The 14,973-nt window shown below is 72.5% G+C and carries 15 protein-coding genes; 3 read left to right on the top strand and 12 right to left on the bottom strand.

Features of this window, described 5'->3' with window-relative positions:
* Positions 1–72: 72 nt before the first annotated feature.
* The 3 genes from B0I31_RS23810 to B0I31_RS23820 all read right to left on the bottom strand — a co-directional run bounded on the left by B0I31_RS23810 (position 73) and on the right by B0I31_RS23820 (position 2,073).
* A complete protein-coding gene (locus tag B0I31_RS23810) occupies positions 73–480 on the bottom strand; it encodes a VOC family protein (protein WP_106617900.1) in 408 nt (135 codons plus the stop codon).
* Positions 481–490: 10 nt separating this feature from the next.
* Positions 491–934, bottom strand: a complete 444-nt coding sequence (locus tag B0I31_RS23815; RefSeq protein WP_106617901.1) for a helix-turn-helix transcriptional regulator — start codon at positions 932–934, stop codon at positions 491–493.
* A 101-nt stretch (positions 935–1,035) separates the two neighbouring features.
* A complete protein-coding gene (locus tag B0I31_RS23820) occupies positions 1,036–2,073 on the bottom strand; it encodes a sigma-70 family RNA polymerase sigma factor (RefSeq protein ID WP_181320304.1) in 1,038 nt (345 codons plus the stop codon).
* A gap of 78 nt (positions 2,074–2,151) precedes the next feature.
* Here B0I31_RS23820 and B0I31_RS23825 point away from each other — a divergent pair, with 78 nt between their 5' ends.
* Entirely contained in the window at positions 2,152–2,967 is an 816-nt protein-coding gene (locus B0I31_RS23825; RefSeq protein WP_106617608.1) for an alpha/beta fold hydrolase, read from the top strand.
* Positions 2,968–3,079: 112 nt separating this feature from the next.
* Here the strand turns inward: B0I31_RS23825 and B0I31_RS23830 are convergent, their stop codons facing one another.
* Complete coding sequence (locus tag B0I31_RS23830) at positions 3,080–4,282, bottom strand: MFS transporter (protein ID WP_106617609.1); 1,203 nt, start codon at positions 4,280–4,282, stop codon at positions 3,080–3,082.
* Between the two features lie 189 nt (positions 4,283–4,471).
* On the opposite strand from B0I31_RS23830, the gene B0I31_RS23835 reads away from it, so the two are divergent.
* Positions 4,472–5,455 carry a hypothetical protein gene (locus tag B0I31_RS23835; RefSeq protein ID WP_146173916.1) on the top strand — a complete coding sequence of 328 codons (984 nt, stop codon included), beginning with the start codon at positions 4,472–4,474 and terminating at the stop codon, positions 5,453–5,455.
* Here B0I31_RS23835 and B0I31_RS23840 read toward each other — a convergent pair.
* From B0I31_RS23840 to B0I31_RS23875, 8 genes are all read right to left on the bottom strand, one after another.
* Positions 5,416–5,811, bottom strand: coding sequence for a pyridoxamine 5'-phosphate oxidase family protein (locus B0I31_RS23840; RefSeq protein ID WP_106617611.1), 396 nt, complete (start codon positions 5,809–5,811; stop codon positions 5,416–5,418). The genes B0I31_RS23835 and B0I31_RS23840 overlap by 40 nt on opposite strands.
* 29 nt (positions 5,812–5,840) lie before the next feature.
* On the bottom strand, positions 5,841–7,301 hold the full coding sequence (locus B0I31_RS23845; protein ID WP_106617612.1) for an MFS transporter: 1,461 nt from the start codon (positions 7,299–7,301) through the stop codon (positions 5,841–5,843).
* Between the two features lie 73 nt (positions 7,302–7,374).
* Positions 7,375–7,863, bottom strand: a complete 489-nt coding sequence (locus B0I31_RS23850) for a MarR family winged helix-turn-helix transcriptional regulator (RefSeq protein ID WP_106617613.1) — start codon at positions 7,861–7,863, stop codon at positions 7,375–7,377.
* A gap of 51 nt (positions 7,864–7,914) precedes the next feature.
* A complete protein-coding gene (locus B0I31_RS23855; protein ID WP_219910769.1) occupies positions 7,915–9,258 on the bottom strand; it encodes a glycoside hydrolase family 6 protein in 1,344 nt (447 codons plus the stop codon).
* Positions 9,259–9,499: 241 nt separating this feature from the next.
* Positions 9,500–10,114: a lamin tail domain-containing protein gene (locus B0I31_RS23860; protein ID WP_106617615.1), complete on the bottom strand. Its 615-nt coding sequence runs from the start codon at positions 10,112–10,114 to the stop codon at positions 9,500–9,502.
* Positions 10,115–10,316: 202 nt separating this feature from the next.
* Complete coding sequence (locus tag B0I31_RS23865; protein ID WP_106617616.1) at positions 10,317–10,967, bottom strand: response regulator transcription factor; 651 nt, start codon at positions 10,965–10,967, stop codon at positions 10,317–10,319.
* Entirely contained in the window at positions 10,952–12,109 is a 1,158-nt protein-coding gene (locus B0I31_RS23870) for a hypothetical protein (RefSeq protein WP_245950322.1), read from the bottom strand. Before B0I31_RS23870 ends, B0I31_RS23865 begins: the two co-directional genes overlap by 16 nt.
* On the bottom strand, positions 12,102–13,166 hold the full coding sequence (locus B0I31_RS23875) for a sensor histidine kinase (RefSeq protein WP_106617617.1): 1,065 nt from the start codon (positions 13,164–13,166) through the stop codon (positions 12,102–12,104). The genes B0I31_RS23870 and B0I31_RS23875 overlap by 8 nt, the downstream gene beginning before the upstream one ends.
* Positions 13,167–13,551: 385 nt before the next feature.
* Here B0I31_RS23875 and B0I31_RS23885 point away from each other — a divergent pair, with 385 nt between their 5' ends.
* Positions 13,552–14,952 carry a serine hydrolase domain-containing protein gene (locus B0I31_RS23885; RefSeq protein WP_106617619.1) on the top strand — a complete coding sequence of 467 codons (1,401 nt, stop codon included), beginning with the start codon at positions 13,552–13,554 and terminating at the stop codon, positions 14,950–14,952.
* The last annotated feature ends 21 nt before the right edge of the window (positions 14,953–14,973 follow it).

A 14,973-nucleotide genomic window follows, 5' to 3' on the forward strand; every position in this document is an offset into this window, starting at 1 on the left:
GCGTGCCTGGGGTGTGCGTCGGATGTGCCGTCACCCCGCCCGCGGCGGGCGTGGGGTGACGGCACGGCGGGGTCAGCTCTGCTGGATGCGGACCAGGTTGCCCGCCGGGTCGCGGAACGCGCAGTCCCGCACGCCGTAGGGCTGGTCGGTCGGCTCCTGGACGACCTCGGCGCCCGACGCCTGGAGCTTGTCGAACACGCCGGCGAGGTCCTTGGTGGCCAGGTTCACGCCGCCGTAGGTGCCCTTGGCCATCATCTCGACTATGGTGCGGCGCTCGTCGTCGGTGATGCCGGGGTCGACGGCCGGCGGGTGCAGCACGATGGACGTGTCGGGCTGGCCGACCGGGCCCACCGTGATCCAGCGCATGCCCTCGTAGCCGACGTCGTTGCGGACCTCGAAGCCGAGCGCGTCGCGGTAGAAGGAGAGCGCCGCCTCCGGGTCGTCCTGCGGGAGGAAGCTCGAGTGAATGGTGATGTCCATGGCGGTCACGCTAGGTGAGGCTCCCGGCGGGCGCTTCTCGATTCCTGACCGGTCTGGTGACCTGCTTGGCCACGCACGCCGGCATGCCCTCGGCCTCGGCGGTCGCGTGGCGCCGGTACTCGCTCGGCGGCACGCCGACCAGCTCGGTGAACCGGGTGCTGAACGTCCCCAGGGACGAGCAGCCGACCGCGAAGCAGACCTCCGTGACGCTGAGGTCGCCCCGGCGCAGCAGCGCTTTCGCGCGCTCGATGCGCCGCGTCATCAAGTAGGAGTACGGTGACTCACCGTAGGCGAGGCGGAACTGTCGGCTGAGGTGCCCGGCCGACATGCTGACGCCGCGCGCGAGCGCCTCGACGTCCAACGGCTGCGCGTACTCGCGGTCGATCCGGTCGCGGACGCGGCGCAGCCGGGCGAGGTCGCCCAAGCGGTGCGCCTCGGCGGATCTGCTGGTCACGTGCCCGATGGTGCCACACATCGCGCACCCGGTGGCGCGTGCCGCCGGCTGGTCACGCCGCTCGGTGACGCCGGCTGGTGACGTGCCGCCGACCGCCGGCGTCACGGCAGCGACGCGGGTAGCCCGAACGCCGGGAAGTGGGCGCCGTCCACGAAGGACGTGATCTCGCGGATCCGGTCGCCCCGCAACGTCAGCACGTCGATCGACCACGCCAGGTACGCGCCCGCGCCCTCGTCCCACAGGTAGCAGGCGGCGGCGGGCTGGCCGTTGGCGCCGGTCGGGAGGTGCCGCCACGGCGGGCACGACGTCAGCGGCACCCGCACGGCGAAGTCGGTGACCGCCTCGATGCCCCGGTACCAGTGCGGCATGGGCGGCATCGACCACGTCACGTCCTCGGTGAGCAGCGCGACCAGGGCGTCGGCGTCGCCGCGCTCCAACGCGGTGGAGTAGTCGGCCACGACCTGCCGCAGGCGCGCGTCGTCGATCAGCCGCAACGTCCGCTGCCTGCCGCGTTCGGGCACCTTCTCGGCGACGACCCGCCGGGCGCGGGCCAGCGCGGAGTTCACCGACGTGGTGGAGGTGTTCATCATGGTGGCGATCTCGGCCGCCGAGAACCCCAGCACCTCGAACAGCAGCAGCGCCGCCCGCTGGTTGCCGGGCAGGTGCTGCAGCGCGGCGACGAAGGCCAGTTCGACGGCTTCGCGCCGGTCGTAGCACCCGGCCGGCCCGCCGTCGCCCGGTCGCGCGTCGGGGTAGGGCCCGAGCCACGCCACGTCGGTCGCGGGACCGCCGTCGACCACCGCCCGTTCGCTGGCGGGCCCCAGGTCGACCGGCAGGGCCCGCCGGCCGCGGCTCTCCACCGTGTCCAGGCACGTGCGGGTCGCCACCGCGTACAGCCACGACCGCAGCGAGCTGCGCCCGGCGAAGCCGGGCAGCCCGCGCCACGCCCGGAGCAGGGCGTCCTGGAGGGCGTCGTCCGCGTCGTGGGTCGAGCCGAGCATGCGGTAGCAGTGGGCGTGCAGGTCCCGGCGCAGCGGCTCGACCAGGCGGGTGAACGCGGCACCGTCGCCCTCGCGGGCACGCGCCAGGTCGGGGTTCTCGACCGCCGTCGCCGAACTCGCCGGAAGAACTTCGCTCACGAGCGACGATTCTGCCCCACCCGGGGAGTCACCACCGGTGGACGAGCACTTCAGGACAGTTCCGAGGAGGATCCCCGAATGACCGAGACCGCCACCACCGACACCCTGCGGGTGCCCGACGCGCTGCTGCACTACGAGCTGCGCGGCCGGGGCCCGTTGGTCGTGCTCGTCGCGGCGCCGATGGACGCCAGGTCGTTCGAGCCGCTGGCCGACCTGCTCGCCACCGACCACACCGTGCTCACCACCGACCCGCGCGGCATCCACCGCAGCAAGGTCGACGACCCGGACCGCGACGCCACGCCGGAGCTGCGCGCCGACGACCTGGCGCGGCTGATCCGGCACGCGGACGCGGGTCCGGCGGCCGTGCTGGGTTCCAGCGGCGGCGCGGTCAGCGTGCTGGCGCTCGCGCAGGGGCACCCGGAGGTCGCGCACACCGTGATCGCGCACGAACCGCCGCTGGACCAGCTCGTGCCCGACCGGGAGGACCTGCTGCGGCGGACCGACGAGATGGTCGCCACCTACCTGTCCGGCGACGCCGTGGGCGCCTGGCGACAGTTCCTGTCCATCGCGAACATCCACATGCCGGACGAGGTGGTCGAGCACGTGTTCGGCGGCGAGCGCGACCCGCAGGACCTCGCCGACGAGCGGTTCCAGTACGAGCACATGCTGCGGCCGACCGTCCGGTGGGTGCCCGACTTCGACGTGCTGCGCGCGGCGTCGAGCCGGATCGTGGTCGGCATCGGCGAGGACTCGGGCGGCGAGCTGTGCGAGCGCACGTCGAAGGCCTTGGCCGAGGGGCTCGGTGTGGAGCCGACGATGTTCCCGGGTGGCCACATCGGGTTCGTCGACGACCCGGAGCGGTTCGCCACCCGGCTGCGTGAGGTGCTGCGGTAGACGAACCGGAGCCCCGCGCCGCGCCCGGCCGCGCACCTCCCGCGTGCTTCCCACCCGGGACGGTCCGCGGTCGGGCTGCGTGAGGAGCTGGCGCGGACGCCGCCCCCGCCGGTTAGAGCCGTGCCACGCGGCGGTGGTCGACCACGACGGACAGCGCGGCCACCGCCAGCCCGGCCAGGCTCAACGCGACCCCGACCCACGCGGTCGAGGTGTAGCCCCAGCCCGCGCCGATCGCCAGGCCGCCCAGCCACGCGCCCGCGCCGTTGGCGATGTTCAGCGCCGAGTGGTTGGACGACGACGCCAGCGACGGCGCGTCGGGGGAGGCGTCCATCAGCCGGACCTGCAACGCCGAGGCCAGCACCTGGGACACGAGCCCGATCAGGAACACCGTGCCGAACGCCATCACCGGCGAGGTCGCGGTCAGCGCGAACACCACCAGCACGACCGTCACCGCGATCAGCGAGCCGAACACCGTGCCCATGACCGAGCGGTCCACGAACCGGCCGCCGACCGTGGCGCCGAGCGTCATGCCGAGCCCGAACACCGCCAGCACCCACGGCACGGCGGACGTCGACAGCGCGGTGACCTCGGTGGTGATGGGGGAGATGTAGGAGTAGACGGCGAACATGCCGCCGAACCCGATCATGCCGGTGAGCAGCGCGAACCACACCTGCGGCCGGCGGAACGCGCTCAGCTCGGCGGCCACGCTCGCGTCCCTCGGCGCCGGGACGCGCGGCAGCCACTTGGCCACCGCCAGCGCCGTCACGACCTCGATCACCGCCACCGCGAGGTACGCCACCCGCCACCCGATCTGCTGGCCGGCGGCGGTGGCGACCGGCACGCCGACCAGGTTGGCCACGGTCAGCCCGACCATGATCCGCGCGACCGCCGTGCCCCGGCGCTCCGGCGGCACGAGCGTGGTCGCCACGACGGCCGCGATGCCGAAGAACGCGCCGTGCGGCAACCCGGCCACGAACCGCGCCGTCATCAGCAGGCCGGTGTCCGGCGCGATGGCGGACAGCCCGTTGCCGACGGCCAGCGCGATCGTCAGCCCGATCAGCAGGCCCTTGCGGGGCAGCTTCGCGGCCAGCCCGGCGATGAGCGGCGCGCCGACCACCACGCCGAGCGCGTAGAGGCTGATCGCGTGGCCCGCGGTGGGGATGGAGATGTCGAACGTGGCCGCCATCTGCGGCAAGAGGCCCATGGTGGCGAACTCGGTCGTCCCGATGCCGAACCCGCCCAGCGCCAGGGCGGCCATCGCCGCCCCGCCGCCCTTGCCCCGACGGGTCACAGTGGACTCGACGGTCGCCGTCATGCGTCGCTCCTGTCAGCTGTCCCGAGTCGACAGTGACCACGCGACGTAGGTTGCTTAGCTACTGAAACGATTTTACCGGCCACCGCCGACCCACCCCGCACCTCACGGCCGTGCCGCTGCTCACACGGCCGGAAGTCGATGGACGGCGTCACGCCTGTGTGCCGTAATACCGGCGTCGAAGGGGGATCTGTGTTTTCACGACGGGTGAAGCCGCGGGCGCACGCCGAGTTGGTGCCGGCGCGCGAGGACGACGTCCTGGTGTCCGCGGGCGTCGGCCCGCACGGCGAGGTCGTCGCCCTGTGGTCGACGGCCGAGGGGCGTGAGGCGCTGCTCGCCTACGACGGTGGCCCCGGCCGGCCGGCGTTCGCCGCGACGCGCGCCGAGCACCCGGTGGCCGCCCGGCTCACGGTGCGTGACGCTGTCGTGGAGGTCGCCGGCCTGACCCTCGCGCACTGCCAGGTCCAGCCGTTGCCGGGCGACCGGTTCCTGGTCGTCGGAGGACGGTGCCGGTGGCGGCCGGAGGGCGCCGAGCACAACGCGCAGGTGATCGACTCCGCCGGCGACGTCGTGCGCACCGCCGTGCTCGGTGACGGCATCGGCCACCTCGCGACCACGCCGACCGGTCAGGTGTGGGTCGGCTACTTCGACGAGGGCGTGTACGGCAACTTCGGCTGGGGCGGTCCGGGTCCCGATCCGGTCGGCGGGCCGGGCCTGGTCCGGTTCGACCGGGACCTGCGGCGGGCCTGGGCGTTCCCCGGTGACGGCGACGCTCCCTCGATCGACGACTGCTACGCGCTGAACGTCGCCGGCGAGACGGCTTGGGCCAGTTACTACTCCGACTTCCCGGTCGTGCGCGTCGGCGACGGCGACCGGGTCGCGGTGTGGGCGAACGAGGTGGAAGGCGCGGGCGCCGTGGTCACCGACGGAACGCGGTGCGCGCTCGTCGGCGGTTACGGCAGGGACCACCACCTGGTCCGGATCGGCGAGTTGACCGGGGAGGGTCGGTTCGAGGTCCGGCACACGCGGCGGTTGGTGATGCCCGGCCCCCGTTCACCTTCGCGGTGGACGATGGCCGGGCGCGGGGACGTGCTGCACCTGATCTCGGGCACGTCCCACTACCGGGTGGACCTCGATCAGCTGTCGGCCTTCGGGATGTCCAGCGCCGTGCCGTAGAGCCGGGTCGCGGGGAACGTGATGGTCAGCCGGCGGTCCGGTTCGAGGTCCGGGCCGTCCGTCGTCTCGACCAGCTCCGCGTCACCTTCCACCGCGGCGAACGACCACACGTCCGGTCCGCTCACGTGCAGCGCGACCCGGGGGTTGGCGCGGATCTGGCGTGCCTTGAGCCGGTCCGCCGTGGTGGACACGCGGATCACCCGCTCCTTCGCGTCCCACTGGTACAGCACGGTGGACAGGTGCGGGTGGCCGCTGCGCTTCACGGTGGCCAGCACGCCGAACTGCTGCGCGCCGAGCAGGTCCACCAGCTCGTCGTCGGTCAGGGTGCGGGGCGCGGGGCCGGCGTTGACAGTCATGTCGATCTCCTTCGGTGCGGGTTCTTCAGTCAGCGGGAACGCTTGCGCAGGACGATCAGGGCGACCGCGAACGCGGCGGCCAGCAGCGCGGCGGCGACGGTGAACGCCACGTGGTACCCGGCGGTCAGGGCGGCGGGCTCGGTGACGCCCGACGCCAACTCCTCCCCGGTCCGCGCGGCCGCCAGCGTGGACAGCACGGCCACGCCCACCGCCATGCCGACCTGCTGCGTGGTGTTGAACAGGCCGGACACCAGGCCCGCGTCGTCCGGCTTCGCGTCGGACATGCCCAGCGACGCCAGCGCGGGCAGCACGAGCCCGCCACTGGCGATCAGCAGCATGACCGGCAGCAGGTCGGTGACGTAGTCGGCGTCCACCGGGACCACCGTCAGCTTCACCATCGCGCCCGCCAGCAGCACCAGCCCGACCAGCAGCACCGCCCGTTCACCGAACCGCGTGTTCAACCGGGCCGACACGAACAGCGACACACCGCCGATCGCGACCGCCGCCGGCAGCATCGCCAGCCCCATGCCGAGCGCGCTGTAGGCCAGCACCTCCTGCATGAACAGCGCCACGATGATCTGGAACGCGAACATCGCCGACAACGTCAGCACCTGCACCAGGTTCGCGCCGACCACGTTGCGGGAACGCAGGATCCGCAGCGGCATCAGCGGCGTCCGCGCCCGGGCCTGCCGAACGGTGAACGCGGCCAGCAGCGCCACCGACAACGCGCCCAGCCCGAGCGTGTGCGGCGCCGTCCACCCGTGCTCCTCGACCTTGACCACGGTGTAGATGCCGAGCATCAGGCCGCCGGTGACCAGCGCCGCGCCGAGCACGTCGGCACCGGCGGACAGGCCCGCGCCCCGGTCGGCGGGCAGCACGCGGATCGCCAGCAGCACGGTGGCCACGCCGATCGGCAGGTTGATGAAGAAGATCCAGTGCCAGCTCAGCGCGTCGGTCAGCACGCCGCCGAGCACCTGGCCGATGGACGCGCCCGCCGCACCGGTGAAGCTGAACACGCCGATCGCCTTGGCGCGTTCGGCGGGGTCGGTGAACAGGGTGACCAGGATGCCGAGCACGACGGCCGACGCCATCGCGCTGCCCGCGCCCTGCAGGAACCGGGCCGCGATCAGCAGGCCGGGCGTGGTCGCGGCGCCCGCCAGCAGCGACGCGGCGGTGAACACGACGTTCCCGGCCAGGAACATCGCCTTGCGGCCGATCAGGTCGCCGAGCCGCCCGGCGAGCAGCAGCAGGCCGCCGAACGCGATCAGGTAGGCGTTGACGGTCCAGCTCAGCCCGGCGGGGGAGAAGCCGAGGTCACGCTGGATGGCGGGCATGGCCACCGTGACGATGCTGCCGTCGAGGATGGTCATCAGCATCGCGGCGGACAGCACGACCAGCGCGGACCAACGGCTCGCGCGGGGCTTGTCGGGCGCGGAGCCGAGCGCGGTGTCGAGTGGTGTTGCGAGTGGGGGTTCGAGCGGGGACGACATGGGTCTCTCCTGTTCCGGGCGTGACAGGAGGAACCGTAGCGGATAGTTTTGTTACAGACAATCTCTTTCGGGCTTACCTGCTGCTCTCGCGGGCCCGGCGGGCCGTCTGCGGTGCCGGGATGGGGGTGGCCAAGTGGCCGTTGACCAGCAGGTTCAGCGCGTGCAGGAGCGCTTCGCGATCTTCGCCCGGCAGCGAGTCGAGGGCGGCCCGGTGCACGCCGTCCACGATCGCCTGGCTCTGCCTGGCCAGCTCGGCGCCCTTCTCGGTGACGGCGACGATCCGGGCCCGCCGGTCGGTGCCGGACGGCCGGCGCTCGGCGAGGCCGGCCTTCTCCAGCGCGTCGACGGTGACCACCATCGTGGTCTTGTCCATGTCGCCGATCTCGGCCAGCTGGATCTGCGTGCGCTCCTCCTGCAGGGCGTGCACGAGGACGCAGTGCATGCGCGCGGTCAGGCCGATCTCGGCCAGCGCCGCCGCCATCCGGGTGCGCAGCACGTGACCGGTGTGGTCCAGCAGGAACGACAGGTCGGATTCGGTGCGGGCTGGGGCCATGGCGGACATGGCCCCAGTCTAGCTACCAGGACAACACCGGATTATCCGCAAGAGATCGAGTTACGCCACCGGTGGGTGGGCGTTGCGCAGCAGTTCCCGGAACTGCGCCGAGTGCCACTGGCCGGCCGGTGGCGCGTCCCGCCACGCCCCGGTCGGGCGTGTGCTGCCACCGGGCCACCCCTGGTAGTCCGGGTCGCACTCGCGGTTGAAGTTCTCGTCGGCGATCGGCAGCGGGATGCTCGCGCCGTCCGACTCGCCCGGCGGCTTCATCCACACGTACGCGTCGGTGTTCGGCCGGGGCGCGGCGACCGGCCGCTCGCCCAGGCCCGTGCCGACCTGGTTGCACCAGTTGGAGATTCGCAGCCTGCGGTCGATCCGGCTGGTGTCGACGTAGACGTCCACGCTCGTCTCCGGGCCGGGCGCGGTCGGCCGGTTCGGGCCGCCCCAGCCGTTGCGCGAGGTGTCGACCAGCACGCCGACGCCCGGGTCGAAGCCCGCCGCGACCGCCTCGGCCCGGAAGAAGTCGGCGAAGGACAGCTCGTCGAGGAACGGGTTCCAGTCCACCCACCTGGTCTGCTGGATGTGCTGCCCGTTGATCATCGTCTTGACGATGAACTCCTCGCGCAGCACCGAGTAGTCGGCGGTGTTGGTGATGAAGCCGTGCACGGTGCCGAGCCTGCTGCCGCCCGAGGTCGCCGCCTTCGCCAGCAGCCCCAGCGTGGGCTTGCGGTTGTCGTCCCAACCGATGTTCCCGTGGTGGGTGATGTCGAGGTAGCTGTAGACGTTGCGGATCGCGCCGAGCTTCGCCAGCGCGTACCCGATGCCCTCGGTGTAGGAGCCGTTGGCCTTGACGGTCTCGCAGGCCTGGGTGGCCCACGCGCGCGGCAACGTGTGGGTCACCAGGTACGGCAGCGAGTTGGGCTCCACGACCGCGACGACCCGCAGCCGCGAGTACGCCGGGTGGGCCAGGATCGCGGCGATCGGGTCGACGAACTCCTGCTTGTAGCGCGGCAGCTCGTTCGCGGCGAGCCGGCCGTTGGTGGCCAGCCGGCCGCAATCGCGGCCGGGCAGGTTCCACAGCACGAGCTGGACCAGGGTGGCGCGCTGCCGCAGCGCCTCGTCCAGGTGCGCGCGCAGCCCCATCTTCCCGTTCGTGCCCTGGATGGACTCGATGCTGTCCAGCCACACGCCGGTCGGCTGGCCGGCGACGGCCGCGCCGCCCGGTTCGGCGGCGGCCCGCGCGGACCACTCCGGGTTGACGTAGGCACGGGCGCCGACGTACGGGTTGTCCACGCGCGGCGACCAGTGGGGGACCGTGCTCGCGCCGGCCGGGGCGGCGACCGCGAGCCCGGCGGCGACCGCGACCGCCGTCAGCACGTGGCCGACGCGTAAGAGAGACCTCATGGACTGCATACCTCCGGTTGATCACAACGATGTGAGGGAGGCGGTGTGCTGCCACCGTACCGCGATCGCGCGACTACCGGCCGTGATCGCGCGGAAGCGGCTTCGGTGGCGGAAACTCCCGGCGGACCGGCGCCGGGTCGACGCACGACCCGCCGGGAGCACCCTTTCCGCGCCGGACGTCATCGGTCGGCGGTCGTGACCGTTTTTCCGCACGTCGCGGCGGGCTGGTGACGCGGTGGAATCACGGAGTGGGCAGCGCGGCGGTTCCGTAGCTGAACCGGGAAATCGGGTTCCCGTTCGTGTCCCGCAATTGTGCGGTGTCACCCTGGTCATTCCCGATCGGGCGGCCCTTGCCGCAGGAGAAACCGCCCCACTGCGGGTGGACCTGATTGGTATAGATCCGGATGCGCCGGCCCGGTTGCGGCACCGTGCCGGGCGGGAACGTGAAGTCCTGCCCCGGGTCGTCCGCGCCGAGCACCCAGTTCGAGATGTCGCCGGGCACGCTGCCCCGGTTGACGATCTCGACGTACTCGTCGGCCTGGCTCGTCTTGACCTGGCCCTTGTGCTGGACGTGCGTGATCGCGATCTCGGGGCGGCCCGCCTTGGCGAAGATGGCCACCACGTCGGCGCTGTTCGCGCCGTTCTCGGGGCTGATGAACTTGCGGACGACCTGCCCGCCCTGCTTGAAACCGCTGATGACGACGGCGTACTCGTCGCCGTCGGCGGTCACGGTCTGGGGTGAGACGAACGTGGGCAGGTGACGTGGTCCGTGGCCGGTCCGGAGAGGTTGGGCGGGGTGACGCTGGTGCTCGGCCAGGTGCCGGTGGTCGTGGCGCTGCTCATGGGATTCGATCATTCGCCCGCGCGGAGGTGATCGGTAATACCGCGTTGAGGTGAGGGCATTCACAGGCATTCGCGTGCGATGCCGAGCCGAGTGGGCCGCACAGGTCCCCGTGCCCTCATCCGGGTCGGCGGTGACACCTGGTCGGCCCAATTGCCGCACAAATGCGTATTCGTCGGGGCGAACGGCGTCCGGTCCCCGTGGTCGGAGGGAGTGGTCAGAGGTCGTCGACGCCGATCAGCCCGTCCTGGATCGCCCGCGCCACCAGCGCGGCCTTCGTCGGCGCCTCCCGCCCGATCAGCGCGTACTTGACCCGGATCCGCTCCAGGTGCGAGTTCACCGTGCTCAGCGAGATGCCCAGCCGCTGCGCCACGAAGTCCTTGGACTCCGACTGGAACCACTCGACCAGCACCTCGACCTCGCGCGCCGACAGCGCGGGCCGGTGGTCGGACCGGTCACCCGCCAACGCGCCCGCCAGCGACGGCGGCGTGTACGGCCTGCCCTCCGCCGCCGCCCGGGTCGCCTGCACCAGGTGCTCCGCGCCCTCCGCCTTGGTCAGGTAGCACAACGCGCCCAGCTCCAGGCACTGCAACGCGATGTCGTCGTCGGCGCGCATCGAGTACACGACGACCCTCCGACCGGCCTCGACCAGCCGGCGAAGGTCGCCGAGCACCGGCGTCGGCCCGCCCAGGTGCAGGTCGAGGATCACCACGTCGGCGGTCGCGCCCTCGCCCAGCCACGCCGAGCGCACGTCCTCACCGCCGGCCACGACCCTGATCGGTGGCGTGCCGGAGGACAGCCAGTAGGCGACACCCGCGCGCACCGCCGGGTGGTCGTCCACCACCACCGCGCTCAGCTCGTCCGCCATCGGGCCTCCATCCGCGTGTGCCGACCGTACGTGCCGCCTTCGACCTCGACCCGACCCCTCGCGGTTCCCACCTCGACCTCGGCATCGGAGACGACGGCCACCCGCACCTCGCCCTCGGTGCGCAGCAGGCTCACCCGCGCCCGCTCCCGTGCCGCCGACAACGCCTCCACCAGCGGCCCGGTCAGCTCCCGCCGCACGTCGGTCGGCACCGGCACGGGCGCGCCGCTGACCGCGAGCGACACCGCCACCCCGCGCCGCTCGGCGACGTGCACGCACGCCGTGACCTCGTGCACCAGCGGGTCGGGCACGTCGTCGTTCTCGGCGAACAACCGGCGCAACTGGGTCGCGGCGAGCGCGCACCGCCGCCGCGTGTCGTCGTCCCGGGGGTCGAGCACACCGTCGGCCAGGTCCGCGAGCAGCGGCAACGTGCTGCCGAGCTGCCCGGCGAACCCGGCGCGCAGGTCCTGCTCCCACTGCTCGGCCAACGCGGCCCGCGTCGCCGCGCGCTCCCGTTCGGCGGCCACCTCGACGGCCTGGGCCGCGTTGCGCAGCATGAACCGGGTCATCACCAGGGCGCCGAGCTGCAGGCTGGTCACGCTGAGCACGACCACGCCGACGTTGCCGACCGCGGCCCGGTCCGGCGTGCCGGCGAGCAGCCACTGCCCGACGCCGAGCACGATGTGCGCCGCCTGCGCGGCGAGCAGCGCGGGGACGCGGTCCAGCAGCAACAGCAGCAGCGACCACCCGATCTGTCCCCACGACCAGTGCGCCGGCCCGAAGTGCGCGTACGACGGCAACACGGCGGTGGCCACCGCGGAAGCCGCCATCACCGCCACCACACCACCCACGACCACCACCCGCGGCAGGGGTTCGCGGCGCACCACCCAGACCGCGCACAGCAGCGTCACCGACACCAGCACCGCCAACGTCACCCGCGCGGCCGGGTGGTGCGGGTAGGTGAGCAGGGCGCCGAAGCCGAGGCTCGCCTGCAGCACGGCGGTGACGCCGAGCAGGATCAGCCGCACGCCGGCGAACACGTGCCGCTCGGCCTCACGGCTGTCGTCGCCGCGACCACCCTCGTCCCGGCCCCGGGAGAGCACCGGGCCCGCCCACGACCGCGCCCCGACCCGTTGATCAATCATCGGGCCACGCCAACCGCACCGTCGTCCGACCGGGCCGCGACGTCACCTCGGCCCGCCCGCCGACGGCCGCCATCCGCTCGACCACCGACCCGCGCAGACCCCGCCGGTGATCCGAGACCGCGCCGACGTCGAACCCCGGACCCGCGTCGGTCACCTCCACCTCGACCCCGCCGGCGGTCGCCCGCACCCGCAGCCGCGCCGCACCCGTCCCCGCGTGCCGCTCCACGTTCGTCAACGCCTCCCGCACCGCCCGCACCAGCGCCAACGCCACCGAAGCGGGCAGCAGCACGCTCTCCCACCGCGCGTCGACCTCCAGCGGACTGCGTTCCACCACCGCCCGCAACGACGAGCCGACGTCCACCGCGCTGTCCCGCGGCACACCCGACCCGCCGGTCAGCAGCTCCAGGTCACGGCGCGCGTACCCGGCGACCTCCGCCGGATCGGACTCCCGCCCGTTCACCGCCACCACCAGGAACGTCGCCGACGCCGTGTCGTGCAGCAGCGCCAGGTACTCGCGCTCACGCCTGCGCCGCTCCAACGCCACCGCCTCCTGGCGCTCCAGCGCGGCGCGCCGCGTCCGCAGCTCGTCCACCCGCCGTGACGACCGGCGCAGCAGCAGCAACGCCAACCGCGCCAACACGCACTCCACCACCACCCGCAGCGCCACCCCGCCGTCACCCCACACGGCGGTCAGGTAGACGGTGAGCAGCGCGGCCGTGGTCGGCACGGTGACCTTCGGCCCCCACTCCCACTGCAACGTGATCGCGGTGGTGGTGAGCACGTTGAGCGACCACGCGCCCGTGGCACCGAACTGCTCCTGCGCCGCGCACAGCGCCACCACCCGCACGATCGACAGCGCGAACGCGGCCCGCGGCGACCTGAAGTCCGCCACCGCGCCGATCAGCACCAGGCCGAACAGCCCCAGGCCCAGCGGCAGGACGTCGGTCGGCACGGACAGCACGCCGAACGCGCTGATCAGCGTCACCCCGACACCGCGGACCGGCCCGGCGAACCGCGCGAAGGCGGTCAGGAGCTCGGTCTCGACCTGACCTGGCATGCGGCGAACCCTAGCCGCACGGTCCGGGGTGGACGGCGGGTGACGTGCCCGCGAACGCCCGAGAGCGCTCCCATGACAACCGCGGACAGAATCCCCCCCGGGTCTTCCGGCCCACCCGCCCGGTTGGGCAGACCCGAGGGGCAGTCGACAGCTCGGGGGACGCGGTGCGGGTGCTCACGGCCGGGATGGCGATGGTGCCGGCGGCGGGACTGGCGGTACCGGCCACCGCGTCGGCGCGGGGCGCGGTCGGGCACGTCGACCCGCTGATCTGCCCGTCCGGCGAGGACTTTTTTGATCTTCGGCTTGTCCCTATGACTTTCGTCAGGGGTCACCCGCACCCGTGGCCTGACGCCTGACGACGTCCGGCATTCCTAGCTTCACCGGCATGAAAGCCATCCTGACCAGCGTCACGGCCACCTTGGCGCTCCTCGCACCCACCCCCACCACCATCGACGACTACCTGGCCGAAGTCATGCACAACACCGACCTACCGGGTATCTCCGTAGTCGTCACCCAAGGCGACCGCGTCCTGCACACCGCCGGCTACGGCCACGACTCCGAAGGCGCACCCGTCACCGCCGACACCCCGATGCGGATCGCGTCGGTGAGCAAGTCGTTCACCGCCATGGCCGTCATGACACTGGTGGAGGACGGTCGGATCGCGCTGGACGAACCGGTGGCCGACCAGCTTCCCGGCTTCACCATGGCCGACCCCCGGTTCACCGGCGTCACGGTCCGACACCTGCTGAACCAGACCTCCGGCTTCTCCGACACCACGATCGACATCCCCGCGCTGGAGTCCACCACCTCCCTGGCCGACTACACCACCGAGCTGTCCTCCGGTTCGCTCGCCGCCGACCCGGGCACGCACTACGAGTACTGCAACGTCAACTACGACCTCGCCGCACGCCTGGTCGAAGTGGCGAGCGGCCAGGCCTTCGGCGACTACCTGCGCCAACACGTATTCGACCCACTCGGGATGTCGCGCAGCACCGTGTCGGCGACCGAGATCCGCCCGGCAGACGGCTACAACTCCGTCTTCGGCGCCTGGCTGAGCCGGCCCGAACTGCCGGGGTTCCTCGACTCCAGCGGCGGTGGCGGTGTCATCACCACGGCCGCCGACATGGGCAAGTGGCTGATCAGCCAGACCGGCAACGGCCCGCGACTGGTCTCACCCGAAGGTCTCCGCACCATGCACACTTCGTCCACTGTGGACGAGTACGCCATGGGCTGGGTCCCCGACGAAGGCCCGGACGGCGTGCGGCGACTGCTGCACCCCGGCAACCTGTTCACCTACTCGGCCGTGCAGGCGATCATCCCCAGCACCGGCCACGGGTTCGCCGTGCTCGCCAACAGCGCGGCGTTGCAGGACGAGACCTACGACATCCTCAACGGCCTGATCGCGGTGACCCAGGGCCGCACCCCCGAACCGACCGGCGGCAACCGGCAGCTGATCGAACTCGTCCTGGGCGCCACCACCCTGCTCGCCGTGGCCCTCGGTGTGCTCGGCGTGTGGCGGTCGGCCCGCTGGGCACGACGCCGCGCGGGCTCCGCACCGTGGCGCGTGGCGCTGCGCTTCCTGCCACTCCTCGCGCCGGTCACCGTCCTCGCCGCCTACCCGGACCTGACCTCGATCCTGGTCGACGGCCGCACCGTCACGTGGGCGCAGATGACCTACTTCCCCCTGCCGCTGACCATCACCGTCGTCGTGATCGCCCTGGCCTCCGCCGCCACGGCAACCGCCCGCCTGCTCAGCCTGCACCGACTCCGCACGACGGTCCACTGAGGATGGTTCCCGGTAATGTCC

The organism is Saccharothrix carnea, assembly GCF_003014735.1.
Taxonomy (GTDB): domain Bacteria; phylum Actinomycetota; class Actinomycetes; order Mycobacteriales; family Pseudonocardiaceae; genus Actinosynnema; species Actinosynnema carneum.

Bases quoted from the DNA above. Each gene is read 5' to 3' on its own strand.
- B0I31_RS23810 (WP_106617900.1), bottom strand. From the start codon at position 480: ATGGACATCACCATTCACTCGAGCTTCCTCCCGCAGGACGACCCGGAG.
- B0I31_RS23825 (WP_106617608.1), top strand. From the start codon at position 2,152: ATGACCGAGACCGCCACCACCGACACCCTGCGGGTGCCCGACGCGCTG.
- B0I31_RS23830 (WP_106617609.1), bottom strand. From the start codon at position 4,282: ATGACGGCGACCGTCGAGTCCACTGTGACCCGTCGGGGCAAGGGCGGC.
- B0I31_RS23840 (WP_106617611.1), bottom strand. From the start codon at position 5,811: ATGACTGTCAACGCCGGCCCCGCGCCCCGCACCCTGACCGACGACGAG.
- B0I31_RS23845 (WP_106617612.1), bottom strand. From the start codon at position 7,301: ATGTCGTCCCCGCTCGAACCCCCACTCGCAACACCACTCGACACCGCG.
- B0I31_RS23850 (WP_106617613.1), bottom strand. From the start codon at position 7,863: ATGTCCGCCATGGCCCCAGCCCGCACCGAATCCGACCTGTCGTTCCTG.
- B0I31_RS23855 (WP_219910769.1), bottom strand. From the start codon at position 9,258: ATGAGGTCTCTCTTACGCGTCGGCCACGTGCTGACGGCGGTCGCGGTC.
- B0I31_RS23860 (WP_106617615.1), bottom strand. From the start codon at position 10,114: ATGATCGAATCCCATGAGCAGCGCCACGACCACCGGCACCTGGCCGAG.
- B0I31_RS23865 (WP_106617616.1), bottom strand. From the start codon at position 10,967: ATGGCGGACGAGCTGAGCGCGGTGGTGGTGGACGACCACCCGGCGGTG.
- B0I31_RS23870 (WP_245950322.1), bottom strand. From the start codon at position 12,109: ATGATTGATCAACGGGTCGGGGCGCGGTCGTGGGCGGGCCCGGTGCTC.
- B0I31_RS23875 (WP_106617617.1), bottom strand. From the start codon at position 13,166: ATGCCAGGTCAGGTCGAGACCGAGCTCCTGACCGCCTTCGCGCGGTTC.
- B0I31_RS23885 (WP_106617619.1), top strand. From the start codon at position 13,552: ATGAAAGCCATCCTGACCAGCGTCACGGCCACCTTGGCGCTCCTCGCA.